The organism is Vallitalea pronyensis (assembly GCF_018141445.1).
GTDB classification, from domain to species: domain Bacteria; phylum Bacillota; class Clostridia; order Lachnospirales; family Vallitaleaceae; genus Vallitalea; species Vallitalea pronyensis.
In genome coordinates this window covers 5,695,135-5,720,840 of record NZ_CP058649.1, presented here as the reverse complement: position 1 = coordinate 5,720,840, position 25,706 = coordinate 5,695,135, and the positions used below count along the sequence as shown (strand labels likewise).

20 protein-coding genes and 2 riboswitches are annotated in these 25,706 nt (G+C 37.7%); of the genes, 17 read left to right on the top strand and 3 right to left on the bottom strand.

Annotation, left to right across the window (positions count from 1 at the left end; genetic code table 11):
* Positions 1-77 precede the first annotated feature (77 nt).
* Complete coding sequence (locus tag HZI73_RS23895) at positions 78-1,148, bottom strand: FUSC family protein (protein WP_212695845.1); 1,071 nt, start codon at positions 1,146-1,148, stop codon at positions 78-80.
* Between the two features lie 229 nt (positions 1,149-1,377).
* Here HZI73_RS23895 and HZI73_RS23890 point away from each other — a divergent pair, with 229 nt between their 5' ends.
* From HZI73_RS23890 to HZI73_RS23870, 5 genes are all read left to right on the top strand, one after another.
* The gene (locus HZI73_RS23890) at positions 1,378-2,565 is read left to right on the top strand and encodes a hypothetical protein (RefSeq protein ID WP_212695844.1); all 1,188 of its coding nucleotides are present in this window, start codon (positions 1,378-1,380) and stop codon (positions 2,563-2,565) included.
* Positions 2,566-2,689: 124 nt separating this feature from the next.
* Positions 2,690-3,388, top strand: coding sequence for a response regulator transcription factor (locus HZI73_RS23885; protein ID WP_212695843.1), 699 nt, complete (start codon positions 2,690-2,692; stop codon positions 3,386-3,388).
* Positions 3,376-5,193: a sensor histidine kinase gene (locus tag HZI73_RS23880; protein WP_212695842.1), complete on the top strand. Its 1,818-nt coding sequence runs from the start codon at positions 3,376-3,378 to the stop codon at positions 5,191-5,193. Before HZI73_RS23885 ends, HZI73_RS23880 begins: the two co-directional genes overlap by 13 nt.
* Positions 5,194-6,197: 1,004 nt before the next feature.
* Positions 6,198-6,548, top strand: coding sequence for an ArsR/SmtB family transcription factor (locus HZI73_RS23875; RefSeq protein WP_281418833.1), 351 nt, complete (start codon positions 6,198-6,200; stop codon positions 6,546-6,548).
* Between the two features lie 43 nt (positions 6,549-6,591).
* Entirely contained in the window at positions 6,592-8,574 is a 1,983-nt protein-coding gene (locus tag HZI73_RS23870) for a heavy metal translocating P-type ATPase (RefSeq protein WP_212695841.1), read from the top strand.
* Between the two features lie 230 nt (positions 8,575-8,804).
* On the opposite strand, the gene HZI73_RS23865 is transcribed toward HZI73_RS23870, so the two are convergent.
* A complete protein-coding gene (locus HZI73_RS23865) occupies positions 8,805-9,977 on the bottom strand; it encodes an AraC family transcriptional regulator (RefSeq protein WP_212695840.1) in 1,173 nt (390 codons plus the stop codon).
* A 373-nt stretch (positions 9,978-10,350) separates the two neighbouring features.
* Here HZI73_RS23865 and HZI73_RS23860 point away from each other — a divergent pair, with 373 nt between their 5' ends.
* The 12 genes from HZI73_RS23860 to ribH all read left to right on the top strand — a co-directional run bounded on the left by HZI73_RS23860 (position 10,351) and on the right by ribH (position 24,326).
* Positions 10,351-11,436: a GHMP family kinase ATP-binding protein gene (locus HZI73_RS23860; protein ID WP_212695839.1), complete on the top strand. Its 1,086-nt coding sequence runs from the start codon at positions 10,351-10,353 to the stop codon at positions 11,434-11,436.
* 50 nt (positions 11,437-11,486) lie between these two features.
* A complete protein-coding gene (locus HZI73_RS23855; RefSeq protein ID WP_212695838.1) occupies positions 11,487-12,221 on the top strand; it encodes a sugar phosphate nucleotidyltransferase in 735 nt (244 codons plus the stop codon).
* 24 nt (positions 12,222-12,245) lie between these two features.
* A complete protein-coding gene (locus HZI73_RS23850; RefSeq protein ID WP_212698919.1) occupies positions 12,246-13,646 on the top strand; it encodes a phosphoglucomutase/phosphomannomutase family protein in 1,401 nt (466 codons plus the stop codon).
* Positions 13,647-13,663: 17 nt separating this feature from the next.
* On the top strand, positions 13,664-14,677 hold the full coding sequence (gene galE / locus HZI73_RS23845; RefSeq protein WP_212698918.1) for a UDP-glucose 4-epimerase GalE: 1,014 nt from the start codon (positions 13,664-13,666) through the stop codon (positions 14,675-14,677).
* 507 nt (positions 14,678-15,184) lie between these two features.
* Positions 15,185-16,000, top strand: coding sequence for a divergent polysaccharide deacetylase family protein (locus tag HZI73_RS23840; protein WP_212695837.1), 816 nt, complete (start codon positions 15,185-15,187; stop codon positions 15,998-16,000).
* 241 nt (positions 16,001-16,241) lie between these two features.
* Positions 16,242-16,413: riboswitch (cobalamin riboswitch) on the top strand.
* A gap of 202 nt (positions 16,414-16,615) precedes the next feature.
* Positions 16,616-18,103 carry a cobyric acid synthase gene (locus HZI73_RS23835; RefSeq protein WP_212695836.1) on the top strand — a complete coding sequence of 496 codons (1,488 nt, stop codon included), beginning with the start codon at positions 16,616-16,618 and terminating at the stop codon, positions 18,101-18,103.
* A 125-nt stretch (positions 18,104-18,228) separates the two neighbouring features.
* The gene (gene cbiB, locus HZI73_RS23830; protein ID WP_212695835.1) at positions 18,229-19,179 is read left to right on the top strand and encodes an adenosylcobinamide-phosphate synthase CbiB; all 951 of its coding nucleotides are present in this window, start codon (positions 18,229-18,231) and stop codon (positions 19,177-19,179) included.
* A 9-nt stretch (positions 19,180-19,188) separates the two neighbouring features.
* A complete protein-coding gene (cobD, locus tag HZI73_RS23825) occupies positions 19,189-20,262 on the top strand; it encodes a threonine-phosphate decarboxylase CobD (RefSeq protein WP_212695834.1) in 1,074 nt (357 codons plus the stop codon).
* A gap of 110 nt (positions 20,263-20,372) precedes the next feature.
* Positions 20,373-20,485: riboswitch (FMN riboswitch) on the top strand.
* Positions 20,486-20,757: 272 nt separating this feature from the next.
* Positions 20,758-21,891, top strand: a complete 1,134-nt coding sequence (gene ribD, locus HZI73_RS23820) for a bifunctional diaminohydroxyphosphoribosylaminopyrimidine deaminase/5-amino-6-(5-phosphoribosylamino)uracil reductase RibD (RefSeq protein ID WP_281418832.1) — start codon at positions 20,758-20,760, stop codon at positions 21,889-21,891.
* Position 21,892: 1 nt separating this feature from the next.
* Positions 21,893-22,540 carry a riboflavin synthase gene (gene ribE / locus HZI73_RS23815; protein ID WP_212695833.1) on the top strand — a complete coding sequence of 216 codons (648 nt, stop codon included), beginning with the start codon at positions 21,893-21,895 and terminating at the stop codon, positions 22,538-22,540.
* A gap of 20 nt (positions 22,541-22,560) precedes the next feature.
* Complete coding sequence (locus tag HZI73_RS23810; RefSeq protein ID WP_212695832.1) at positions 22,561-23,757, top strand: bifunctional 3,4-dihydroxy-2-butanone-4-phosphate synthase/GTP cyclohydrolase II; 1,197 nt, start codon at positions 22,561-22,563, stop codon at positions 23,755-23,757.
* Between the two features lie 107 nt (positions 23,758-23,864).
* Positions 23,865-24,326, top strand: coding sequence for a 6,7-dimethyl-8-ribityllumazine synthase (ribH, locus tag HZI73_RS23805; RefSeq protein WP_212695831.1), 462 nt, complete (start codon positions 23,865-23,867; stop codon positions 24,324-24,326).
* Between the two features lie 123 nt (positions 24,327-24,449).
* Here ribH and HZI73_RS23800 read toward each other — a convergent pair whose 3' ends face one another.
* Positions 24,450-24,896 (bottom strand): Lrp/AsnC family transcriptional regulator, encoded by a 447-nt coding sequence (locus HZI73_RS23800; RefSeq protein ID WP_212695830.1) that lies wholly within the window; start codon positions 24,894-24,896, stop codon positions 24,450-24,452.
* Positions 24,897-25,706: the final 810 nt, after the last annotated feature.

Sequence of the window (25,706 nt, the reverse complement as noted above, 5' to 3'; positions counted from 1 at the left end):
AGTATCATCCTCTACATAATACCCCATGAACATTGGATATCATCCATGAACATGGGGTATTTTATATGGACGATTATTTATACATGCAATGTTAACAGTTCCTCATGGATTGTGGATAAGTTTTCAGAGATGGACTTTACATTGTGGATAATACGATGATTGACCAAGTGATGATCTTCACATGGTTGAACACGATTTTTATGAAGCACCTGCTCTATATCATGGACATTTTTATTATGCTCAAAATAATTAGCAAAAGTCTTCACAAGTACGATGCAGTCTTCCATAAGTTCAATGACTTGAGCGTCTGCTTTTACCGTCTGTTCACCTAACAAACTATAACTTGTATCATAGAGTAAGTGGGTAATGTTTCTTAGGGAAGTTATAACCTGTTTTAAAGCCTTATTGTAAGCCAGTTTAGAGGGTAGGTGTAATTTTTTCTTAAACGCATATTCCTTTTCTTTATCCGTTAACAACGAAAAAAGCGAATCAATATCATTAAACGTATGGGGCAAATTATTTTTGGCTTCTAAGATGATGGATGAATTACCTTTAGCCAGACCATCTTTTACCAGACTAAAATGTGTAGCTATAGCGTGTAAAAGGTAGGCGATACGCTTTTCTTCCATTCTTCGATATGAGAACAGGGAGAAGATAAAATTAAACAATATAGCCACAGCAACACCGGTTCCCAGGGCTGTTATACGTAGTTGAAAGGTCAGGTAAGCACTCGGTAAGCCGGCGGCGTCCAACTGCACATACTGGGTCATGTAAATAGCTGTAAATAAAGCAACAACGGATACCACTTTCCAATTGATTTTTAAAGAAACAAATAAGGTCAGTGCGATGGATAAAGCTACAGTCCATATGTTAATACCAAATAAGGTAATGATTAAAGCCGTTAAAATAGCCCCTAATGTGGTAGCATAGATTTGATCCAAGCCACTACGTATACCTGTTATGGTCACAGGCTCTAGGGTCAATAGAAGTCCAAAAAGCAATGAAATCATGTCTTTTTGCAATAATGGAATAAATGAAGCGATGGCATAAGCTGTCATGACAGATAAAAATGTTTTAAATATGTAAAGCTTGGAATCAAATAACCATGCTTCTTTTTTAAAGCTAAAAAATGAAAGCAGTTTTTTCATGGTGTCTCTCCTTTTAATGTTCTAAAAGGTCTTAAACCTCTTATTTTATTAATGCGCTATATTACTTTATATCAAACAAGCAAATTTTACAATATGTTTTTTAAAAATATGTGATTTTAAATGATCGTATAACTCACATAGGTTTCAAAAGTCTTTCACATGGTTTACACACCATAACGCTATACTAGACTCATGCAACACTATAAATATTATATGGAGGTTATATCGTATGAACATCAAAAAAGGTATTATCACAGGAGCTATGGCACTATTATTAGGAGCATCTTCGTTAACAAATGTTTATGCAGAACCAGACAAACAAGCGAATAATATGGCAATCATGATGGACACAGAATGGAACTTCGAAATATTTAGCCAGTCATTTAAGAAAGACATATCCAAGGAAGAGCTAAAAAAAGCCCAAGGTCTTTTTGACAAAGCGACAAAATTAGAAGAGGATGCATCAACGTATTGGGAACAGTTATATGCTCTTGATGTATTTGGCGAAACAAAATGGGGGACAATAGAACATAATATGGCTTGTGAAACCATCATTCCTGACATGTCTTTCGAAGAATTTGCAAAAATATTTAAGAAAGATGTGAAGGCTGAGGACTTAAAAAAGGCAGAAGAATTATTTGATAAAGCAAATGCGTTAGATAAGGAAGAAAAATATGAAGAGGCTGCTAAAGTATGGGATGATTTCTATGCCCTTGACCTTTTTAAAGATTTCAACGTGTCTTATTATATTGCTGTGACACCTACCTTTGAGGAATTTGCTAAAGCTTTTAAAAAAGATGTGACACCAGAAGTGAAAAAAGAGGCAAAAGCCATATATGAAAAAATATTACAACTTGAAAAAGAAGAGAAGTATGACGAAGTGAAAGATCTCTGGGATTCCCTTTATAAACTTGATTTATTTGAAGGAACCGTAGCATTCACCAATAAAGCTGTTGTAACGGACTTGAAAAAAGATGGAAAAGAAGCAGATATACAGAATGCAGAGGTGGTGTTTAATCAACCGCTGATAGTAGAAAAAGCTGGTGACTATACAGTATCTGCTGGTAAGTTAAAGGCTGTTGATAACTTGAATGTGGTGACCATTGAAAGTGTTTTAGTAAATGAAGATATGGAGATAATTTCTTTAGATGATCTTGACAAGTTAAATAAAGTTGAAGTAGACGACTATCATGTATACATGACCAATGCAACCGTTCCATATGAACATCCTACATTTGATGCGTTCGCTAAAGATTTTAAAAAGGATGTTAAGCCAGAAATCCTAAAGCAGGCAAAAACCCTTTATGAAAAAGCAGTAGCAGCAGAAAAAGAAGCCATGGAAACATGGCAACAATTAGAAGAAATGGATCTATATCCAAAGGCTGTGGAGTATACTGAGGAACAAACAGAAGAGTAATCATAGCACATAACCCATAAAAATAGCTACTCGAGTATGGGGATAAATGGTATACTTAAGCAGGGTATACCATTTTCACATGGATGACCTTACGAATGTAATAGGATTAAGGAGCTTATACAGCATGAATATATTAGTTGTTGAAGATGAAAAAAGAATGCGTGAAATTATCTGCGATTATTTTGAAATGGACGGTTTTACGGTCTTTCAAGCAGAAGACGGTATTGAAGCTATGCATCTCTTTGATAAGGAGACCATTGATTTAGTACTACTGGATATTATGATGCCAGGTCTGGATGGATGGTCCGTGTGTCGACGCATTCGAAAAAAATCCAAAGTGCTTATTGTGATTTTAAGTGCTAGAAGTGATGAAGACGATAAATTACTGGGCTTTGAACTGGGTGCTGACGAATACGTCACAAAACCTTTTAGCCCAAAAGTATTAGTCGCACGGGTAAAAACATTACTCAATCGCTTCCAAACAACAACTAATGAAAAAGAGAATGGACATGGTGGTACCATTATCAAGAATGAAATCAAGATAGATCAAGATGCTTATGCGGTAAAAGTTAAAGATATGGACATTATTCTGAATAGAAAAGAATACGATGTCTTGTTATATCTCATAAGAAACGAGGGGATTGTTTTGAATAGAGAACGCATTATTGAGAGTATCTGGGGCTATGATTACATAGGTGATGGACGTGTAGTGGATACCAATATTAAAACCATTCGTAAAAAATTAGGGGATGCTTCAAAATACATTCACACCGTTGTTGGTGTAGGCTATAAGTTTGAGGTGACGCCTTCATGCATAAAATAAAAAAATCCAAATCCATTGTTGTACGGACATTTCTTATCTCATTTATTGCCATGATGAGTTTAATAACCCTTGTATTAGCTATACAAAGCCTTTACATTGATCATTTTTATATGGACAGAAAAATTAATCAAGCCATCCATAATTTGAATGATTTTGCAGAGGAGTATAAGGAGCAAAATTGGCAGATTCAAGAATTAACGAAGCAAATTAATAAGTTCATTCGTGTTAATAATGCGAATTTAACCGTTAATGGGTTTAATTATAGTTATGCAGATGCCAGTAACATTTCAGCATTATTGGTGGATTACATGTTAACCATTGACTTAGATGGTGGATATTACGATGTTTACTTAGATGAAAAAGCCTTAGACCAAGCATTTAATGGTGAAATACCCTATAAAAATCAAGAAATTAGCATTCAAGGGATACTCTACCATAATCAGCAGACTGTTAACGCCCAGTCCATTAATAATGTGACCATTGAAAACCCGAGCAGTATCATCGTGGAAAATGCTGAGCCAGTAGAAGGTAAGGATACAGCAAAAAAAACCTCATATGCAGGTACTGCTGTTATCGCTGATGTTAGTAAAATTTCTGAGAACATCACCATAAATATGAATTCATTACTTTATACAGAAAGAGACATTCAAGATATCATGGTGTATTATGAGACACAATACAGCACAAAAAATAATGTCTATTATACCATTACTGATATGCCTTATGTAGCCATAAAAGCAGTCCATCTTGTAAAACTTATCAGCATGGAAGATGGCAAAAAAAATGTCATCGAAGTGAATGCATCCCTACAACCTGTTAATGAAGCTGTTTCAGCACTGAGAGATTATGCCCCTTTCTTTTATCTGATGGCCATGTTAATATCCATCGCTATTGCACTGGTCTATTCAAGGATGGTTTCTAGACCTCTTGTGACGTTAACCCATATAGCGGATAAAATGGCCAACATGGATTTCACCATCAAGTCACCACTAAAAGGTGAAGATGAGTTAGGTGTTTTATCCAATAGCTTGAACATACTATCCTGCAATCTGGACCATGCGCTTTCGGAGTTAAAAGAAGCCAACAAACAGCTGGTACTTGATATGGAAAAAGAAAAGAAACAAGAACAAGTGCGAAAAGAGTTTGTGGCCAATGTCTCCCATGAATTAAAGACACCTCTTGGTATCATCAAAGGCTTTGCTGAAGGTATTAAAGATGGCATCAAAAAAGAAAAAAGTGATTATTACATGGATGTTATATTAGATGAAATTGAAAAAATGAACGCACTCATTTTGGATATGTTAGAATTATCAAAGATAGAAGCAGGGCAAGATACATTACAAGAAGTATTTAATGTGAAAAAGCTCATTGAAAAAACAGTTAAGATACTAGAGATACCTATACAGAAAAAACAGCTTAAGATAAGTATAGAGGGGGATTATACGGCTGTACAGGGTGTGAAATTTCAAATTGACCAAGTCATTGTCAATCTACTAAGCAATGCAGTTAAGTATGGTAGAGAGGGAACGGAAATTATCGTAACCGGTGACATAAGAGATGGGAATCATTATATTTCCATCTACAATGAAGGTAATCAATTAACGGAAGAAGAGTTAGAAAGCATCTGGTTAAGATTCTATAAATTAGATAAATCTCACCATAGAGAAAGTGGAGGGACAGGGCTTGGTCTGGCCATCGTCAAAGCTATTCTTGAAGGGCATGGTAGTGACTATGGTGTGATGAATGATAAAAATGGGATAACGTTTTATTTTGAGTTGAAAATAGCTGAAGATGGAAGGATATAGATAGGAAGGAAAAGCGCTGATGGGGATTGGTGCTTTTTCTGTGTGGGGAAATGTGTTATGTAAGTTTTGGTAGGTATTGTTTTGGGGAATGTTGGGGTTAGTGGTGGGGGATTCCGTAAATGCTATCACCCTAATATATTTGGAGGCTGGAGGTTTTGGTAAGGTGCTATAGGTGATGCTTTTCCTTTCCCTAAACGTCCGTGTTTAGAGGAAAGGCGCTTAGTCGTCCTGACACGCTTGCCGCATCACCTATAGCACCTTACTTTGATATTGACGTTGATATATTAGGGTGATAGCATTTACTGGTTGCGTGGAAGGTTTAGATGAGTGCCGTTTTTATGCTTGTTCACTATGGTGATTAACTTCTTGTCAGTTGGTTATAAGGTCTTTTTGCATTAAAGGATAAAATCTAACATATTCTTCACTCGAAAAGTTCCGGAATAACTTTTCAAAATCTTTAAAAGTAAATAAAATGATTACATCTCATACCCCATAAAAACTTTTCTACACAAATAATACATAGCCCCTCCACACTACCCTAGTAGATGGATAGGACTTCGGAAAATCCGCGACTTTTAAATAATCATTAGAAAACCTTAGAGAATGGAAAGATGGATTCCGTTAAAAAACTTAAGTGTTTGAAGCGTCAGCAAGTTTTAAGTTTTAGGAATCCATCTTGGAATGAACTTAGATTTTCTTTGATTATTTAACAGAAGCGAATTTTCCGAAGTCCTATCCATCTACGGCCGTCTTGTATATAACCAATACCAAAACCAATTCTTTTACACATTCTTTAGTAACCAATTAATAATCAAGTCTATAATTTACAACAGTCTTATACTCTATCTCACCACATATAATCCCCAACCCCATTCAACATTCACCTATCGTTAAATAAAAAAAATTGAAATCCTTATTGCCTTTTTTTAAACCTAGTGCTATACTAATATTAAATTAACATATGAACAATTATTCATATGTTAAAATGAAAAAGAGGTGATTGGATGCAAAAAGAAGATAAAAAGCCGTGCTGTAGAGATGAGAAGTTCGTAGAAGAAGTACAAAGAATTATGGACGATGAAGAAACCATCTATTTTCTAGCCGACTTTTTCAAGAATTTTGGTGACAGTTCTAGGCTAAGAATCATGGGTGCTCTATTTAATGGTGAAATGTGCGTTGGTACCATTGCAGAAGTATTGAACATGACACAATCCGCAGTATCCCATCAATTAAGAGTACTAAAAAGCAGCCGTTTAGTGAAAGCAAGAAAAGAAGGTAAGCTGGTCTACTATTCATTGAACGATGAACATATTAAGATCATCTACAAAATGGGAATTGAACACATATTAGAATAATGAATTTATAGAGAAATAAGTGTGTAAGAAAGGAAGTATCCATATGGGAGAACGGCTAACAGATGATATTGCTACCTGTGGATGTGGTAACAATAACTGTTCAAATAACAAACAAAATATGTATGAAGAATATCACCACAATGATGGTCATCACGGTCATGACCACAATCACCAAGAATTTACTAAAAGAGATATTATTGAATTTTTTCTTGCCTTAGGACTGTTTATAAGTGGTTTGGTCTTAAAGGTTGACGAACCCATCAAAGTTGGATTGTTTGTTGCAGCCTATATCATTGCAGGGCGTAACATTGTCATAGAGGCTGTAAAAGGCATTTTTTCAGGGAAGTTTTTAGATGAGAATTTCTTAATGACCATTGCATCCATTACAGCATTTATCATAGGCGAACATCCAGAAGGTACAGCTGTAATTCTATTTTACCGAGTAGGAGAATTATTTGAGGGAATGGCTGTCAATAAATCCAAGAATTCCATAGAAGAATTATTGAACATTAAACCGGATATTGCCCATGTCAAAGTCGGTGATACCTTTAAAGATGTAGCACCTGAAAAAGTGAATGTGGATGATATCATCATGGTCAAACCAGGTGAGAAAATTCCCATTGACGGTGAAGTGGTGGAGGGTGTATCCGCTATTGATACATCGGTTATTACAGGAGAATCTCTACCCCGTGAAGCAGTTGCAGGAACGGAAGTCTATAGTGGTTCCATTAACTTATCCGGAGCTATTACAGTCCGTGTGACGAAAGCATTTAGTGATTCAACTGTTGCTAAGATCTTAAAACTGGTTAAGGAAGCTAACCAACAAAAAGCAAATACAGAAAAATTCATTACCAAGTTTGCAAAATATTACACACCAATTGTTGTGGGTATAGCCGTTCTGGTTGCGCTTATTCCGCCACTGGTTATTGGTGAAGCATTGAGTACTTGGGTTGGTCGAGCGGCAATCTTCCTGGTTGTTTCTTGTCCTTGTGCGCTTGTCATATCCATACCCCTTGGTTACTTTGGCGGTATTGGCGGCGCATCTCGATATGGTATTTTGGTTAAAGGTGGTAATTACCTAGAAGCCATGCGTCATATGAAGTGCGTTGTGTTTGATAAAACAGGCACCATTACCAAAGGTATATTTAAAGTAACGGATGTATATGTGACCAGTGAAGAAGTGGATAGAAATGAACTGATAAAGATAGCTGCTCATATGGAACACTTTTCCAATCATCCCATTGCCGTTTCCATTGTTAAAGAGTACGGGCAGACCATTGATGAGAATCTTATAAAGGATATAAGTGAAATAGCAGGGAAAGGTTTGAAAGCAACCTATAACAATGCTCTTGTAGCTGTTGGTAATAAAAAACTCATGGAACAAGAGGGTATAAGGGTTAAGCCCATGGAAACCAGTGTAGGTACGAAGGTCTATGTGGCAAGGGATAACCAATTACTTGGTGTCATCCTTATTGCTGATACACTAAAAAAAGATTCCATTGAGGCCATTAAAGCCCTTAAACAATATGGTGTCGAAGATGTTATTATGCTAACAGGCGATCATGAGGATGTAGCCAAGGAGATTGCAGGAAAAGTTGGCATCACCAAGTATTACAGTGAGCTACTACCTCATGAAAAAGTAACACGACTGGAAGAGGTTATGCAGAAAGCAGGTAAAAAAGATACGGTCGTCTTTGTGGGTGATGGGATTAATGATGCACCTGTACTGGCAAGAGCTGATGTGGGTATTGCAATGGGAGCTGTAGGATCAGATGCAGCCATTGAAGCAGCCGATGTGGTACTGATGTCCGATGAGTTATCCAGTATAGTCAATGCCATTAAAATATCACGAAATACCAATAAGATTGTCTGGCAAAACATTATCTTTGCATTGGGTACAAAAGTTATCATTATGATTCTAGCGACTTTTGGGTTTGCAAACATGTGGATGGCTATCTTTGCTGATGTAGGTGTTGCGATTATAGCTATTTTAAATGCTATTCGAGCATTAAAACTAAAAGGATAGTTATTCATTATACCAAGTAATTAAATAGGCGTTCAAATTACATCAATAGTGATGACTTAACCTTATGCACAGGTAGAGTTATCACTATTTTTATTATCCTTCTCGAGCTATTGCAGCTATTCTCACATTGTTAACAGTTGCAGTGGTTGGTTGCTGGTAGGGTCTAGCAGTTCAATGCATGTTACAATTACTTGATAGAAATGATGATATATAGAAAAGTTACCGCTCTATTATTTTTTAATTGATTTACTATAAATAAGGGGACTAATATCATAATGCTTTTTAAATTGCTTAGAAAAATAGTGAATCGATCCAAAGCCTAGAATTTCTGCAATTTGTGTTAGGCTTAGCTCTGTTGACTTGATATAAGCTTTACTTTTTTCTAACCGATAGTGGGTCATGTAATCCACAATGGTTACGCCCATCACATGCTTAAATATACGGGAGAGATAGGATGGGCTAATAGAAACTTCCTGGGCTAACATATCGATCGTAATTTTCTCATTAATATGCCCATAGATATAAGCTAGAGCCTTGTTGACTAAGGTATTATTGGTATTCACCTGCATGGAAGAATGTAATTGCTTAAGGGTGTTTTTCTTGGTCAGGCTGCGCATAAAGGTAATAATAAACTCCTTCAGATAACATATAATGAGGTCGGCACTGTAAAGCCCATACTCATTTTTTTCATGGACAATTTGCTCAAGAATTTCTCTTAGTTCTTGGGAACAGCTAAACACCTGATGTTTAAAAATATCTTCCTTAGGCGAATCCAAATCAAAGGTGATGGTTAGAAAAGATATAGGGGAAGAGGCGTTATTTTTCTGAGTATGGTATTGATTAGGTGCGTAGAAAATAAAATCACCTTGTTGTAAGGTATAAGGTTTATCATCAATTCTAGTCAATAATTCACCTTGGTCCACATAGGTTAATTCCCAGAAATCATGTTTTTCACCTTTATAGGTAAAAGAAGCATCAAACTCCTGATAAAACAATGTGTAGATTTTATCAATTTTAAAAATACTCTTCATATCTGGCGAGAAATCCAGACGGGTATTTTTGGTTTGTTTCCTGGTGGCTTTAAAGTTGTATGTGATGTTAATTTTACAGCCACTATAGACAGGTGTGACTTTATAAAACACATTAGGAGCGAGCATAACACATTTGTCCAAAAAGAAGGTTACTGAATCATGACCGGGTATATAAACATATAAAAGAGCGGTACCCCCTTCAATATCCATGATGGTGTCATGGGTATGGTCTATATAAAAGGAATGAAGATCAAAAGACGTTATCATCTTCGTGATGGCCTTATAATCTTTTTCTTTAGGTATAGCGTGATAGGGTTTTTGGGCTATTCTGCCATATTCTGCAAATGATAATTTGGTAATATTTTTTATCATAGTTTATTCCCTTTCATCTAGGCATGAAACATAATCAAGAATCCTTTATTGATGGTTTTATAATTCCAGCTGATAGGATGGCTCTATTAAGACAGTTCTTTCTTAAATAGCGTGAGCAGATTTAGTGTTCCCATATATTGTACCTTATATTATTGGATTAGACAAACATAATTCAGGATTATACAAATACAATCATCTATGAGTGGTTTACAATAAACCTATGCAATCAACGAACACTTTAATAGGGTTACAAAGGCATGAACATAGAAGGAGTTGTCTCATAAAAAGCAATTTTGTTGTCTACGATATTAACGTTATGCTGCTTTTATGAGACAGCCCCTTACAAAATAGATGATAAAGGAGAAGAAGAACAATGAAAGTATCTGTTTCAACCCCAAGTCGTATTTGTTTATTTGGCGAACATCAAGATTATCTTAATCTAGAGGTTATTGCTTCAGCTATTAATCTTAGGTTCCGAGCACAAGGCGTAAAGCGGGAGGACCGAATTATCCATGTCAGGTTAAAAGGTGAACATATTGAAAGAGAAGAAATCATTGATTTAGATAAGCCTATAACCTATGACCATAATCGAGACTATATTAAAAGTGCCATCAATGTGTTAAGGCGCAAAGGGTATGGCATAACATCCGGTTATGATATCCATATGGATTCGGATATTCCTATTGGTAAAGGGATGTGTTCTTCTACAACCATGACAGTGGTCTTCATTAAAGTGCTTCTTGAACTGATGAATCATCCTGATAAACATGATCCGGAAAAAATAGCTTTATTAGCCTTTGATGCAGAAGTAGCAGAGTTCAATGAGCCAGGTGGTCTCATGGACCATTACGCGTCAGCCTATGGGGGACTTTTACACTTAACATTTAATAAAGAGAAAACGTGTGTTAACCCTTTGCAAACGGAAATCCCTGGGTGTTTTATCTTATTTGATTCATTGGAAGATAAACAAACAACAAAAGTTCTGGCAAGTGCCAAATTTCCTGTACTTGAAGCCATTCATGAGCTTGGAGAATATGGCATTTCCAGTATTCGTGATTTTGTAGAAAACGAAGATTATTTGATGTATCTAGAAAAACTATCGCTAGCAAGACAAGTGAAAGTAAAAGCGAATATTGATAATTATAAAACATTAAAAGAGGCAGAAAAGATGTTTGCCAGCGGTAACATTGATTCAGAGCGGTTAGGTGAATTACTAAAAAGACACCATGGTAATCTGAGAGACGGATTAGGCATATCCACATCAAAGATTGAAGAAATTCTAAATACAGCTTATGAAAATGGTGCATTAGGCGGTAAAATCAATGGTTCTGGTGGTGGTGGATGTTGCTACGTCTATGCACATGAAGCTGACAGTCAGAAAATCTTAGATGCTGTTTGTGATAAAGGTTACTGGGGCGTTATTCTTAAGCAGGATTCAGGGGTTCGTGTGGATAAATAGCATATCGCAGTTTGATAGCAGGTTACAAGCATAAAAGGAGGATGACATACATGAAAGCAATCGTACTAGGAGCAGGAAAAGGGACACGATTACAATCTGAACAATACAACATGCCAAAAGTACTACGTAAGGCTAATGGTAAACCATTGCTTCAATATGTTCTAGAAGCACTGAATTTTCTAAAAGAAGAAGATATGACCATTGTGGTTGGTTATAAAAAAGAGATGGTCTACGATGCCATCAAGGGCAATTATCAATTTGCCACACAAGACAAGCAGTTAGGAACGGGTCATGCAGTCCTTGTAACAGAAGATGTATTCAAAGGTTACAAAGGACCTATATTGGTAGCTTATGGTGATATGCCTTTATACAAGCGAAGTACCTATGAAAAAATGTTTGAGATACACGACAGTGAAAAGGCGACCTGTACGGTATTAACTGCAGTTATCGATGATCCACCAGCCTATGGACGTATCATTAGAAATACAGACAATCAAATGATAGGCGTTATAGAAGCCAAAGATTGTACCAAGGAGCAGTTAGCTATAAAAGAACTGAATGTTGGCGTCTATGTTTTTGACAGTGAATTCCTTTTTGAAAACCTGAAAAGTTTAAAAAATGATAACATCCAACAGGAATATTATTTAACAGATATACCAAAAATGGTCATGGAGCAAGATAAGAAATTAGTGACCCATACCATCTATCATACCAACGAAGTATACGGTGTGAATACAGTGGAAGAACTTGAATTTTGTGAACGTGTATTAAAAAATCAGCCCTAGACAGAATGGAAAGGAATGAGACAGATGATTAAATTTGGAACAGGTGGATGGCGAGCCATCATAGGTGACGAATTTGTAAAAACCAATATTCAGCTTCTAACACAAGCTTTAGCCAATAAAATGATAAAAGAAGAAACCAAGTCTTTTGTGATTGGTTACGATCGACGATTCTTGTCCGATCGGAGTGCTCAGTGGATGTCAGAAGTATTAGCAGGCAATGGCATTCAAGTTTATTTTATTAACCGTATAGCACCAACACCCATGGTGATGTACAGTGTAAAAGCCTTGAATCTTCAATATGGAGCAGCAGTAACAGCCAGTCATAATCCAGCCGATTACAACGGTATTAAGATCTTCACAGAAGGTGGAAGAGATGCCGGTAAGGACGTGACAGATGACATTGAACATTATATGGAAGATGTAAAAGACATTCAGTTAATCCCCTTTGATAAAGCTCTTGAAAAGGGCACTGTAATGATATATAATCCTTTTAATGATTACATTGACACCATCATTAACCTTGTTGATCTGGAAGCCATTAAGAAAAAGCAGTTAAAAATATTGCTTGATCCCATGTATGGTGTGTCCAAGACATCCCTTCAAACCATTCTTATGACGGCTCGCTGTGAAGTGGATTTAATCCATGACCGTCATGATACCCTATTTGGCGGCAGACTGCCTTCACCAAGTGCTAAGACATTAGGACGTCTGAAGAACGAAGTAGTAGAAAAAGGCTATGACTTAGGGATTGGAACAGATGGCGATGCTGACCGTCTGGGTATTATTGATGAAAAAGGCAATTTCATTCATCCCAACGCTATTATGGCATTATTGTATTACTACTTATTAAAGTATAAAAATTGGCGTGGACCAGTCGTACGAAACTTGGCAACAACACATCTATTGGATAAGATTGCAGAAGGCTTTGGTGAATCATGCTATGAAGTACCTGTAGGGTTTAAGCATATTAGTTCTAAGATGGAAGAGACAGATGCCCTTATTGGTGGAGAAAGCAGCGGTGGTTTAACCATTCGGGGACATATCAAAGGCAAGGATGGGGTGTTTGCAGCATCTCTATTAGTGGAGATGATTAGCGTAACCAATAAACATCTATCCAAATTATTAGATGATATTCATGAGCAGTTCGGTAAATTTGACATGGTAGAAGACAGTTTTGATTTTAAAGTAGAAGATAAAGAGCGTTTATTAAACTTGCTTTACACCCATAAAAAAATACCTGAATTTAGCTATGAAGTGGATCGTGTCAGCTATATGGATGGGGTTAAAGTATTCTTCAAAAATGGTGGATGGATCATTGCACGTTTTTCAGGAACAGAACCACTTCTTCGTGTTTTTGCTGAGATGGATAGTATGGATAAAGCAAAACAGGTAAGTGAAGAAATGAAGGCATTTTTAGATATCTAAGAGAGTGAGGTTAGATGATGCATATATTAGTCACCGGTGGGGCTGGGTATATTGGTAGTCATACAGTTGTACAATTACTTCATGCAGGTTATGAGGTGATTATTGTGGACAACTTCTCCAATAGTAAACCAGAATCCATCAAACGTATTCAAGAATTAGCTGGAAAGTCCGTAACATTTTATGAAGTGGATCTATTAGATACAGAAGCACTTGAAAAGGTTTTTAAAGCCCATACACTGGAAGCTGTCATTCATTTTGCAGGGCTAAAAGCAGTAGGTGAGTCCGTATCCATACCCATCAAATATTACCATAATAATATAACGGGCACCCTAGTGCTGTGTGAACTCATGAAAAAATACCAAGTAAAGAAGATGGTATTCAGTTCATCTGCTACCGTCTATGGTATGCACAATGTATCACCATTAACAGAAGACCTCCCGTTAAGTACCACCAACCCTTACGGCAGCACCAAAATGATGATCGAACAGATTCTACAGGATATCCATGTATCCGACCCAAGCTTTAGCATAGCACTTCTTCGCTACTTTAACCCTATAGGTGCTCATGCCAGCGGCCGTATAGGCGAAGACCCCAACGGCATACCCAATAACCTCATGCCCTATATCACACAGGTGGCCATCGGCAAACGAGAAAAATTAAGTATCTATGGCAATGACTACAACACGCATGATGGCACAGGCGTCAGAGACTATATCCATGTAGAAGACTTAGCTAACGGCCATCTAAAAGCCCTAGAAAAAGTCATCACATCACCAGGCATTGACGCCTACAACCTAGGCACAGGTAAAGGCGTCAGCGTCCTTGATGTGGTGCACAACTTTGAAAAAGCCACAGGCGTTACTATCCCCTACACCATAACACCCAGACGACCAGGCGATATTGCTACCTGCTACGCAGACCCATCTAAAGCACTATCAGCTCTCGGCTGGAAAGCCAAGAAAAGTCTCGAAGACATGTGCCGAGATTCATGGCGCTGGCAAACCAATAACCCCAATGGTTATGATGTATAGCCCTACATCATAACAGTGAATTATTATTTCAGACTAACCATAATACAAAATACAACCCCATACATCATAAGCACATACAAACATCAACATACACTGGCTAAAACTACGGTTTTTACTAACCAGCGTGTGGCACACAAACAAAAACGATCTATGGTCATCATGAACGATTTTTACGGCTTGTTGCCATTCCTTTAAACCCAATAAAGCAACAAACGTAACGTGAGTGAATGATGACCATCGATCGTTTCACTCAACTTCCGTTGTCCACTAACCCCTTCTTTTTCTTATCAATCTCATAAAAATCCATTCTAATAACCTGCATAAAACACCCATATATCTTAATTTTAATCTTGCCCATTTTTTTATGCTATCCCTCTCAAAACTAATAACTATACCCATTAGCATGATACAATCCTTTACCCCTAACAAACAATATACACAATCATATAATAAGTGGACGCTACCTATAATATAATAAAACAAGACAATTTAGAAAGCATGACGTCCATGAAAAAATTATATCTCATTAAAATCAATCGAAAAGTATTAATTGTCATCCTGATGATTATACTTCATCTCATCGCGTATATGATTCTATACAATGTCAATACCATACGATGCAGTATTCAAAATACCAGTGGAAAATTAGCCATTATCATAGATGATTTTGGGCAAACCCGTGAAGGCGTAGAAGAAATGATGACCATTGATGAACATCTAACCTTTGCTGTCATGCCCTTTATGGAATTTACCAAAGAAGATGCCATCAAGGCGAAAGACTTAGGATATGAAGTGATTATCCACCTGCCCATGGAAGCAAAGGGTGGCAGCCTTAGTTGGCTTGGACCCCGCCCCATCCTATGCAACATGAAGAAAAATGAAGTTAGAAAAGTGGTAGAAGATGCAGTAGCAGATGTACCCTATGCTATTGGTGCTAATATTCATATGGGCTCAAAAGCCTGCTGCCAAGAAGAAATTATGGAAAGCATTTTTGAAGTGGTGAAAGAAAAGAGACTCTATTATTTTGTAGACAGTCGCACATCCAATAAAACAGTAGCCAAGAAAAAAGCTGATGAAATGGGTGTCTTATGTTATGATAACAACGTTTTTTTAGATGGGCAAAAACCCAAGAGTCACATGATTAAGCGGTTAAGAAAAGCAGGAGACTTGGCTTTAAAAAAAGGTCAGGCAATAGCCATTGGTCATGTAGGTATTGAAGGCGGCGTAGCTATGGCAGAGGCAATCGAGGAGATGCGGGAGGAATTTGCTGAACGGCGTATAGAATTGGTGTTTGTATCCGAATTGGATGATGATGTCTATTAACACCATATTGTTCATCAAATACTTAGGGTTTATTCTTAACTTGTACGTAGATTACTTAAGCCATCATTGTTATGCGTTATATCTTTCATGTTTGCTAAATATTAGCTATGCTTAAATAATATAAGTATTTATTGATTTTGTTGCTAGAATAGCATATAATGGGTTAAGAGTATGACGTAAATTGAATAATGAGGCTGTCACATAAAAACATGATATACACGTTATTTCGTTTGGATGAGACAGCCCAAGAAGCACACTAAGTTGCAAGGAAGCTGGTGAAAGTCCAGCACAGCCACCGCTACTGTATGTACTAACTCATGCGCAGGAAACCACTGAATAGGTTGCTATTTGGGAAGGATGTGCATCAGGTTTGAGGTATAAGTCAGGATACTTGTCTAGGGTGCTAACCATCCCAATTGCGAGTGGAAATATGGGTTTGTTTTTATACTTTCTTTGATGATATGACATAAGCAAAAGCATTATCATAGCATCCTTTCTTAAGACAAATCCATCATATATCCTTCCATGAATAACTGAATAATAATAAACTTGATGGTGTTGCATCTTCTAAGGAACATGCCTTCCATCCAGCAAGATGAAAGTGGAGTGAATACAATGAGTCATAATATCATGTTTCAAGGAACTGGTTCCACAGTAGGAAAGAGTATCTTAACGGCAGCATTATGCCGTATACTAAATGATGATGGTGTATCCGTTGCGCCTTTTAAATCACAGAACATGGCCCTTAACTCATTTGTTACAAAAGATGGTAAAGAAATGGGAAGAGCACAAGTGGTACAAGCAGAAGCAGCAAGGGTTGAACCACATGTAGCCATGAATCCAATATTGTTAAAACCCACAAGTGATGTGGGCAGTCAGGTTATACTTAATGGTAAGATACATAAAAATATGACTGCAAGTGAGTATTTTAGTCTTAAAAAAACCTTCAAGGAAGAGATCATGAATGCCTATCACCAGTTAGAAGAGACGTATGACGTGATTGTCATAGAAGGAGCAGGAAGTCCGGCAGAAATTAACCTAAGGGAAAACGATGTTGTCAACATGGGCATGGCTGACATGGTGGATGCTCCAGTCATTCTAATTGGTGATATTGATAAGGGTGGGGTGTTTGCTTCCATCTATGGCACAGTTATGCTTTTGGAACCAGAAGAAAGAAAACGCATCAAAGGATACATCATTAACAAGTTCCGTGGGGATGTGAACATTCTTCAGCCGGGAATCGATATGTTCTATGAGAAATTACAATTACCTTGTCTGGGTGTTATTCCTTATGAACCTCTGAAAATAGATGATGAGGATAGTGTAACGGAACGATTTGACCGTCAGGAAGAGGCGGCAATCATCATTGGTGTTATACGTTTGCCTTATATGTCTAACTTCACTGATTTTACTGTTTTTGAATTAGAAGACGATGTGACAGTAAGATACATAAAAGATGAAAAGGATTTTCAAGGCATTGATTTGTTAGTCATACCTGGCAGTAAGAGCACCATTAAAGATATGGCTTATCTCCATAACTCGGCCATGAAAGAAGGCATTTATCGTGCTCATAGAAGACAAGTACCCATCATCGGTATCTGTGGCGGTTACCAGATGCTAGGGGATACCATAGAAGATGAAAAAGGTGTAGAAACGGCCATGTCCAGTATTAATGGATTAGGCTTGCTGCATATGGCAACTCATATGGAAGAAATCAAGCAAACCACCCAAGTAAAAGGAAGGCTGCTGACCACATCACCTTTTGGAGCGGATCATCAGCATCTTCTAGTGGGTGGCTATGAGATACATATGGGCAAGACAGAATTACTGGATGGATGTGAGCCTTTTATCCAGTTGGAAGATGGCCGTTGTGATGGTGCAATTAGTGAGCGCAAGGACGTTATGGGCACTTATCTCCATGGTATATTTGATAACGATGAATGGCGCAATCTTATCTTGAATGATATACGAGAGAAAAAAGGTTTAGAAAAAAGAACCGATGTGGATTTTGCCAAGGAAAAAGACATGGAGTACGATAAGCTGGCTAAGCTTGTTCGAGAGCATATGGATATGGATGCCATTAAGGAGATTATCTATAAATAATGGATACGGATGGTGTATAGGATAACAATACATCAAAAGTATGGTAGAGAATACAAGGTGTTTCATGGTGTTTTTGACAGAATAGAAGCCAGTAAAGAGGTGTAGACGTGGTAAAAGCAATCAGCATGATAGGCATAGCAATGGCATTAGACTTAATCTTCGGTGATCCTGTTAGGATCCCTCATCCCATTATCTATATAGGGAAATTAATCAGTTGGCTAGAGAAGCGTATCCGAAAAAGCAGGATACCCCTTAAAATAGGTGGTTTTCTACTATTATTGGGAACAGTAGGGGTAACAGCAGGTGTCATCACCCTTTTGTTGCAATTGGGTTATGGGATACACCCTTATGTGAAAGACCTGATGACCATCTATCTTCTTTATACATCTTTAGCAGCTAAATGCCTTAAGGATGAGGTACTAAAAGTATGGAAAGCCTTGGAACAACAAGATTTGATTCTGGCAAGGAAACAACTCTCCTACTTAGTAGGGCGAGATACAGAATCCCTTACGCGAGATGAAGTTATCCGTGGAGCAGTGGAAACGGCGGCTGAGAACACGGTGGATGGTGTATTAGGGCCACTTCTATTCATGGGTTTAGGCATGTTATGGGGCATACCTGTCCAGAGTGTATTTATCTATAAAGCCGTTAACACATTGGATTCCATGGTAGGCTATCAGCAAGCACATTATAAGGCTATCGGTTATGCATCAGCTAAAACCGATGACTTATTTAATTACATACCAGCCCGAGTAGGGAGTATATGCATGCTCATTGGTGGCGGTATTCTGGGTTATGATTTCGCCCATGGATGGAAGATATTATGGCGGGACCGACGTAATCATAAGAGTCCTAATTGCGGCTATCCAGAATCTGCTGTAGCTGGTTTATTAAGGATTCAGATAGGTGGTACCAACACTTATTTTCATGAGGTGGTCATGAAACCCACTATTGGTGATCATGACCGGGTATTAGAACCCGACCATATGAAGAAAACCATTGGTATCATGTACATGTCAGAGTTCGTCACCTTATTGCTCATGATAGGACTTGGTATCTTACTAATAAAATTATAATGTACATGAATGGATCTTGTAATGGATCTTGGAAGGAATGAGGACATGAATAAGCATGGTGGTTATCATGGGAAAAGAGATGTGATGGATTATAGTGTGAATATTAATCCTCTGGGGTTACCAGAGACCATAAGGGAAACGATGATAGCTTCTATAGATGATATGGTAAAGTATCCAGATATATCGGGAGCAGGAGCAAGAAAAGCCATAGCAGAATACGAAGGTATTGATCCTAGGAGCCTCATAATGGGCAATGGAGCCAGTGAGTTAATCTATCTGTTTGCACGAGCCGTGAAACCCAAGAAAGTACTCATTATCCAACCTACCTTTAATGAGTATGAACGGGCATTTCGATTAGCAGGAAGTCAAATTGAAGCCTTTGAATTAAGTGTAAACAGCGGATTTCAAATAGACATACAAGCATTTGAAAAGGCATTGGAAGGGTATCAACCAGATGTGGTTGTGTTATGTAACCCTAATAACCCAACGGGTCAATATATACCCCTAACGGAACTAGAAGCCTGTGTTAACCTCATAGAACACTATAGAAGCTTTTTATTTCTGGATGAATCCTTTATTGAATTTACAGGACAACCATCGATTATCAAACATATGGCTTGCGAAAGAGTCTTTTCTCTACGATCTATGACGAAGTATTATGCTGTTCCTGGACTAAGAATTGGATATGGTGTATCCCATGACGGTGTTATTCAACAACTAGAAGCTTATAAAGAACCGTGGACCATGAATGGTCTTGCACTACAAGTTGTACCAGCAATGATTCATGACGACGTCTTCCATAAACAAGTTCGCCAATGGATGGTAACCGAACATCCGCGGATGTATCAAGCACTAAGCGCCATTCAAAAACTAGATGTCATCCACAGTCGAACAAATTTTTTCTTATGTCAATTACAGGATATGTCTGGTTATGAACTGAATGTGAAACTTGAATCTAAGGGAGCCCATGTAAGGGTATGTGATGATTTTACGGGGTTAGGTGAGCGTTATATACGTATTGCCTTACGCTTACAGGAAGATAATGTTCGACTTGTTAAATGGCTACAAGAGGTCTTATACTAAAGTTTTACACTTTTTTTCATACTATCATGATTATTATACGTGTAACATCCATGATAGAGTACTTGATTAATTCAAGCACTTATGCTATACTAATCTACAATTGAATAATAGAAATCCTTCAGGGCAGGGTGTAATTCCCGACCGGCGGTAATAGTCCGCGAGCGCAAGCTGACTTGGTGTAATTCCAAGACCGACAGTAAAGTCTGGATGAGAGAAGGCATAACATAAGCTTAATTGAATCATATTGGAAACTTTGTTTGATTAAGCGGTGTTCATTAAGTTAATTCTTATATGCATATATAACCTTGGAGATAGTTAATCTTCAAGGTTTTTTAGTTATTCTAAACATAGCAGCAACCCTATGTGATGACATATCCATTTGGGTTAAGTCTGTTCGTGTAAGCCCGTTATACGGCTCTATCTCTCATCTATTGATATTTTCTGTATCCCAATGATTTCTATCTGTTCTATATGTTAAGGAAGGAGGTAGAATGATTGGAAAAAACCATTCAAAACCAGTTACAAGAACAACAGTCACAAGCCCATTATTACATGAAGCGAGCCATTATGTTGGCCAAAAAAGGCATGGGCTATACCAATCCTAATCCCATGGTTGGAGCTGTCATTGTAAAAGACGGTAACATCATTGGTGAAGGTTATCACAAGACCTATGGGACAGCACATGCAGAGGTTCATGCATTGAACAATTGCAAAGTAAACCCAGAAGGTGCCACCATGTACGTCACTTTAGAACCTTGTTCACATATTGGAAAAACGCCCCCTTGCGTGGATGCCATTATTGGTCATGGCATTAATGAAGTTGTTATTGGCATGATTGACCCTAATCCCCTTGTAGCAGGTAAAGGCGTGCAAAAACTTCAGAACCAAGGTATTGACGTTACATACGGAATGCTTGAATCAGAAGTGAAGTCTCTCAATCGCATGTTTATGAAGTACGTCACAACCAAGCAGCCCTATTGCATTTTAAAATCAGCCATGACCCTTGATGGTAAGATTGCCACGAAAATAGGTGATTCTCAGTGGGTTACAGGTGAATTAGCAAGGCAGCATGTCCATGAACTCAGACATCAAATGTCGGGTATCATGGTGGGGATCGGTACAGTTTTAGCCGATAACCCTCGATTAACCACACGTTTACGAAAAAGAAAAGGGAAAAATCCCATAAGAATTATTCTGGATACCACATGTCGGATACCTTTAGATGCTGCGTTACTAAGAGAAGAAGGGAAAACGATTATCTGTACGGGGAACCATGCATCTCCACTCAAGATAAAAAAGCTACAGGAAATGGGTGTTGAGGTCTATATGAGCAATGAAAGAGATGGACGATTGGATATGGCATGCATCATGGATTATCTTGGTGATCGTGGCATAGATAGTGTGTTGATTGAAGGTGGCAGTTCTGTCAGCAGTAGTGCCCTTGAAGCCGGTGTTGTGGATGAAGTGATGATGTTTATAGCACCCAAAATCATTGGTGGGAAACATGCCAAATCACCAGTAGGAGGAGAAGGGGTAGCTTGGATGCGGGATGCTATAGGTCTTGTGGACATTGAGATTGAGACCTTAGGGACAGATATTTTAATCAAAGGAAAAGTAGAGGAGGCATGATATGTTTACTGGTTTAGTGGAAGAGATTGGTACCATTGGTGCCATGGTAAAAGGAAAACAATCTTCAAGTATAACCATCCACGCAGACACCGTTCTAGAGGATGTGAAACTTGGTGACAGTATAGCGGTGAATGGTATCTGCTTAACGGTAACAGGTTTCACAAAAGACACATTTAGCGTAGATGCTATGCCAGAAACCATGCATATGACCACCCTCCATAAGCTTAAGGTACATGATCAAGTACATTTAGAGCGGGCGTTACAAGTTGGGGGGCGTCTAGGAGGTCACATGGTGTCGGGTCATATTGATGGTATAGGCATCATACGAGGTTTTATAAAAGAAGACAACGCTGTCAGAATGACAGTAGCTGTGCCTAGCCATCTGCAAAAATATATGGTGCATAAAGGTTCTATTGCTATGGATGGGGTGAGTTTAACCATTACAACAGTGAAGGCTGCATCCTTTCAAGTAGGTATTATCCCCATGACTGGGCAAGTTACATTATTACTACAGAAAAAAATGGGTGATAAGGTCAACATTGAGTGTGATATGATGGGGAAATATGTGGAGAAATTATATGAGACAACGTATGAAAAGCAAGTGAAATCCTTAGACGAAGATTATCTTCGGTTAAATGGTTTTATATAAAGCATAGAGAGGTGAGGCACATGGCATTACATGGAATTGAAGAAGCAATAGCGGATATTAAAGCAGGACGAATGGTCATTGTAGTGGATGATGAACATCGAGAAAATGAAGGTGATCTGGTGATGGCAGCCGAAAAAGTGACACCTGAAGCCATTAATTTCATGGTAACCCATGGGAGGGGTATCGTCTGTATGCCCATGGAAGAAGAAAGGTTAGAAGCATTGGGTATACCTAGGATGGTACAACGAAATACAGACCCAAAAGAGACAGCTTTTACAGTCTCTGTTGATTTTCATAAGGCACATACAGGGGTTTCAGCAGAAGAACGATGTGAAACAATTCGTCAACTTCTTAATGAGGACAATACAAAGGAATCCTTTACACGTCCAGGTCACATTTTTCCACTCATTGCTAAAAAGGGTGGTGTGCTGGTAAGGGATGGTCATACAGAAGCTGCCGTTGATTTATCCCGATTAGCAGGCTTATATCCAGCAGGTGTCATCTGTGAAATTATGAAAGAAGATGGCACCATGGCTAGACTCAATGATTTATTAGCATATGGTCAACAGCATGATTTGAACATTATATCTATAAAAGAGCTGATAGCTTATCGACAACAGCATGAGCAACTAACCCAGCGGGTAGCTCAAGCGTCATTACCGACTAAATATGGTGTGTTCAACATAATGGGTTATGAACATCAAGTCACGGGTGAAGAACACATTGCATTGATTAAAGGTGATGTAGCAAAGGATGAAGCTGTTTTAGTTCGTATTCATTCAGAGTGCCTAACTGGGGATGTGTTGGGATCGGCCCGATGTGACTGTGGTGATCAATTAGAAGAAGCCATGAAACGTATAGACCATGAAGGAAAAGGTGTCATTGTTTATATGCGTCAAGAAGGAAGGGGGATTGGCTTAATCAACAAGTTAAGAGCGTATGCCCTTCAAGATGAAGGGCTTGATACGGTAGATGCCAATCTGGCTTTAGGTTTTCAAGAAGACCTAAGGGAGTATGGTATAAGTGCTCAGATTTTAAAAGACTTGGGTATTGGTCAAGTGAGGTTGATGACCAATAATCCGGATAAAATTCATGGATTAGAAAAGTATGGCATTAAGGTGACAGAGAGAATACCCCTAGAGTTACCCCATCACAAAGATAATGTGTATTATTTAAAGGTTAAGAAGGAAAGAATGGGGCATTTATTACATTTGTAGGCGTGATGTCCATAAAAGCAGTTTGCCAGACGCTTGTGATGAGATAGCACTAATAGACGGTTATCAAGCAGTACATGAAATAAAAATATAAGAAAAGAGGCAGAGGTATGATAACACATGAAGGAAAATTAGTTGGAACAGGTATGAAGGTTGGTATCATTGTAGGGCGATTTAATGGTTTTATTTCAACAAAGCTATTGGAAGGTGCCATGGATGCCTTAATTCGCCATGGTGTTTTGGAAGAAGATGTGATGACAGCATGGTCGCCAGGAGCTTTTGAGATACCACTTATAGCTAAAAAGATGGCAAAATCAAAAAAATATGATGCCATTGTATGTCTGGGAGCAGTTATTCGAGGAGCCACAGCACATTTTGATTATGTAGCTGGTGAAGTATCCAAAGGCATTGCCCATGTATCCCTTGAAACAGAAGTACCTGTTATATTTGGTGTATTGACAACAGACAGCCTTGAACAGGCCATTGAAAGAGCAGGAACAAAAGCTGGTAATAAAGGCTTTGATGCTGCTATGGCAGCTATTGAAATGGCTAACTTGTTAAGACAGTTATAAGGATAATAAAAGAGCTATCCCATCAGAAGCATCATTTTCTATAGGAAAATGCTTCATGAGATAGCTCTTTTGGTTGACACGTTCTACTGTTGCTAGGTGTCAATACCTAACATGTGAATTGTCTTATGTAGCTTCACGTTCATAGTTTAACGATTTAAATTCAATAGGACTGGATAAAATAATAAGCGTTTCCGTACTACCATAGTTCTGAATCTTACCAATAAGGAACTCAAGGTCAGATGTATCATTACATAATGCCTTTATTGTCATGGAATATTTTCCAGTTACATGATGACATTCTACAATGTTTTTGTTATCCTGTACTAATTGTAAGAACTCTTTGCGTTTAGATGTTTTTATAGAAATATTAATGATTGCTTTAACCGTTTTTCCTAATTTCTTAGGATCTACTATGGCTCTATACCCAATTATAAGGCCATTTTTTTCTAGCTTTCTAACCCTTTCAGCTACAGCAGGTGGTGTTAAAGACACTTTCTCTGCTAGTATTTTCATGGGCATTCTTCCATCATCTTGCAAATACTTAATGATATCGTAGTCGGTTGAATCCATGCCATCCCTCCTATAAGTAAAATAATACCTTCTCCAAGGAGATCATCATTATAGGTTACCCGCATTGAATAGCCAAAATATGCATTAGCAAACTTGGATAAACTTATTAAAAGAAGTTAAGGGGTTATTTTACAAAGGTCATCTCCTTGTTTGAATAAGTTTGCAAAAGGTTGACCCTTCCTTTTACAATATAAACTTTAGTTTATAAATTCATTATAACAGAAATGAAACAATAAATCATCAGGTAAAAATACTTAAATGCCATAAGATTGTAAATAATATGTGCACATAATATTTCTTGCCAATCATAAGGGAAACAGCTGTTAGTAGTAGCTATTAGAAACACTGTAAATATAAGGATTTATGGGACTTTGAGAGGATTTTTGAAGGATGAAAAATCTAAATGGACAACTTTCTATAATTAAGAAAAATAACTTTAGAGACTTATTTGTAAAAGTTGATTTCTTGTTAAGTTATTTAAAAAAACAATTAGGGGGAAAATGTACACAAAAAATAAATATAGTGTTAAGATACAACTAGAGAGAGTAACATTCAATCAGATTTAGACATCACGCTGACACATACGCACATCATGTACATAAGATAGGGTACCATAGAGAGCGTTTCTCAATATACGCCTTTATGGTAATTAATGGTTTTGAGAAGATTCATCGTTATAATGGAAGGTACTTTAACACACTATAAGTATACAATTATTTATTCGCCACTAAGGATAAATAATGAAATGGTGAAAATTCGCAAATGGTTTATGGAGAATGGTATTTAAATAATTATGGTTAGGAGGCATAT

Coding starts and splice junctions, on each gene's coding strand:
- HZI73_RS23895 (WP_212695845.1), bottom strand. CDS start 1,148: ATGAAAAAACTGCTTTCATTTTTTAGCTTTAAAAAAGAAGCATGGTTA.
- HZI73_RS23890 (WP_212695844.1), top strand. CDS start 1,378: ATGAACATCAAAAAAGGTATTATCACAGGAGCTATGGCACTATTATTA.
- HZI73_RS23885 (WP_212695843.1), top strand. CDS start 2,690: ATGAATATATTAGTTGTTGAAGATGAAAAAAGAATGCGTGAAATTATC.
- HZI73_RS23880 (WP_212695842.1), top strand. CDS start 3,376: ATGCATAAAATAAAAAAATCCAAATCCATTGTTGTACGGACATTTCTT.
- HZI73_RS23875 (WP_281418833.1), top strand. CDS start 6,198: ATGCAAAAAGAAGATAAAAAGCCGTGCTGTAGAGATGAGAAGTTCGTA.
- HZI73_RS23870 (WP_212695841.1), top strand. CDS start 6,592: ATGGGAGAACGGCTAACAGATGATATTGCTACCTGTGGATGTGGTAAC.
- HZI73_RS23865 (WP_212695840.1), bottom strand. CDS start 9,977: ATGATAAAAAATATTACCAAATTATCATTTGCAGAATATGGCAGAATA.
- HZI73_RS23860 (WP_212695839.1), top strand. CDS start 10,351: ATGAAAGTATCTGTTTCAACCCCAAGTCGTATTTGTTTATTTGGCGAA.
- HZI73_RS23855 (WP_212695838.1), top strand. CDS start 11,487: ATGAAAGCAATCGTACTAGGAGCAGGAAAAGGGACACGATTACAATCT.
- HZI73_RS23850 (WP_212698919.1), top strand. CDS start 12,246: ATGATTAAATTTGGAACAGGTGGATGGCGAGCCATCATAGGTGACGAA.
- galE (WP_212698918.1), top strand. CDS start 13,664: ATGCATATATTAGTCACCGGTGGGGCTGGGTATATTGGTAGTCATACA.
- HZI73_RS23840 (WP_212695837.1), top strand. CDS start 15,185: ATGAAAAAATTATATCTCATTAAAATCAATCGAAAAGTATTAATTGTC.
- HZI73_RS23835 (WP_212695836.1), top strand. CDS start 16,616: ATGAGTCATAATATCATGTTTCAAGGAACTGGTTCCACAGTAGGAAAG.
- cbiB (WP_212695835.1), top strand. CDS start 18,229: ATGATAGGCATAGCAATGGCATTAGACTTAATCTTCGGTGATCCTGTT.
- cobD (WP_212695834.1), top strand. CDS start 19,189: ATGGATCTTGTAATGGATCTTGGAAGGAATGAGGACATGAATAAGCAT.
- ribE (WP_212695833.1), top strand. CDS start 21,893: ATGTTTACTGGTTTAGTGGAAGAGATTGGTACCATTGGTGCCATGGTA.
- HZI73_RS23810 (WP_212695832.1), top strand. CDS start 22,561: ATGGCATTACATGGAATTGAAGAAGCAATAGCGGATATTAAAGCAGGA.
- ribH (WP_212695831.1), top strand. CDS start 23,865: ATGATAACACATGAAGGAAAATTAGTTGGAACAGGTATGAAGGTTGGT.
- HZI73_RS23800 (WP_212695830.1), bottom strand. CDS start 24,896: ATGGATTCAACCGACTACGATATCATTAAGTATTTGCAAGATGATGGA.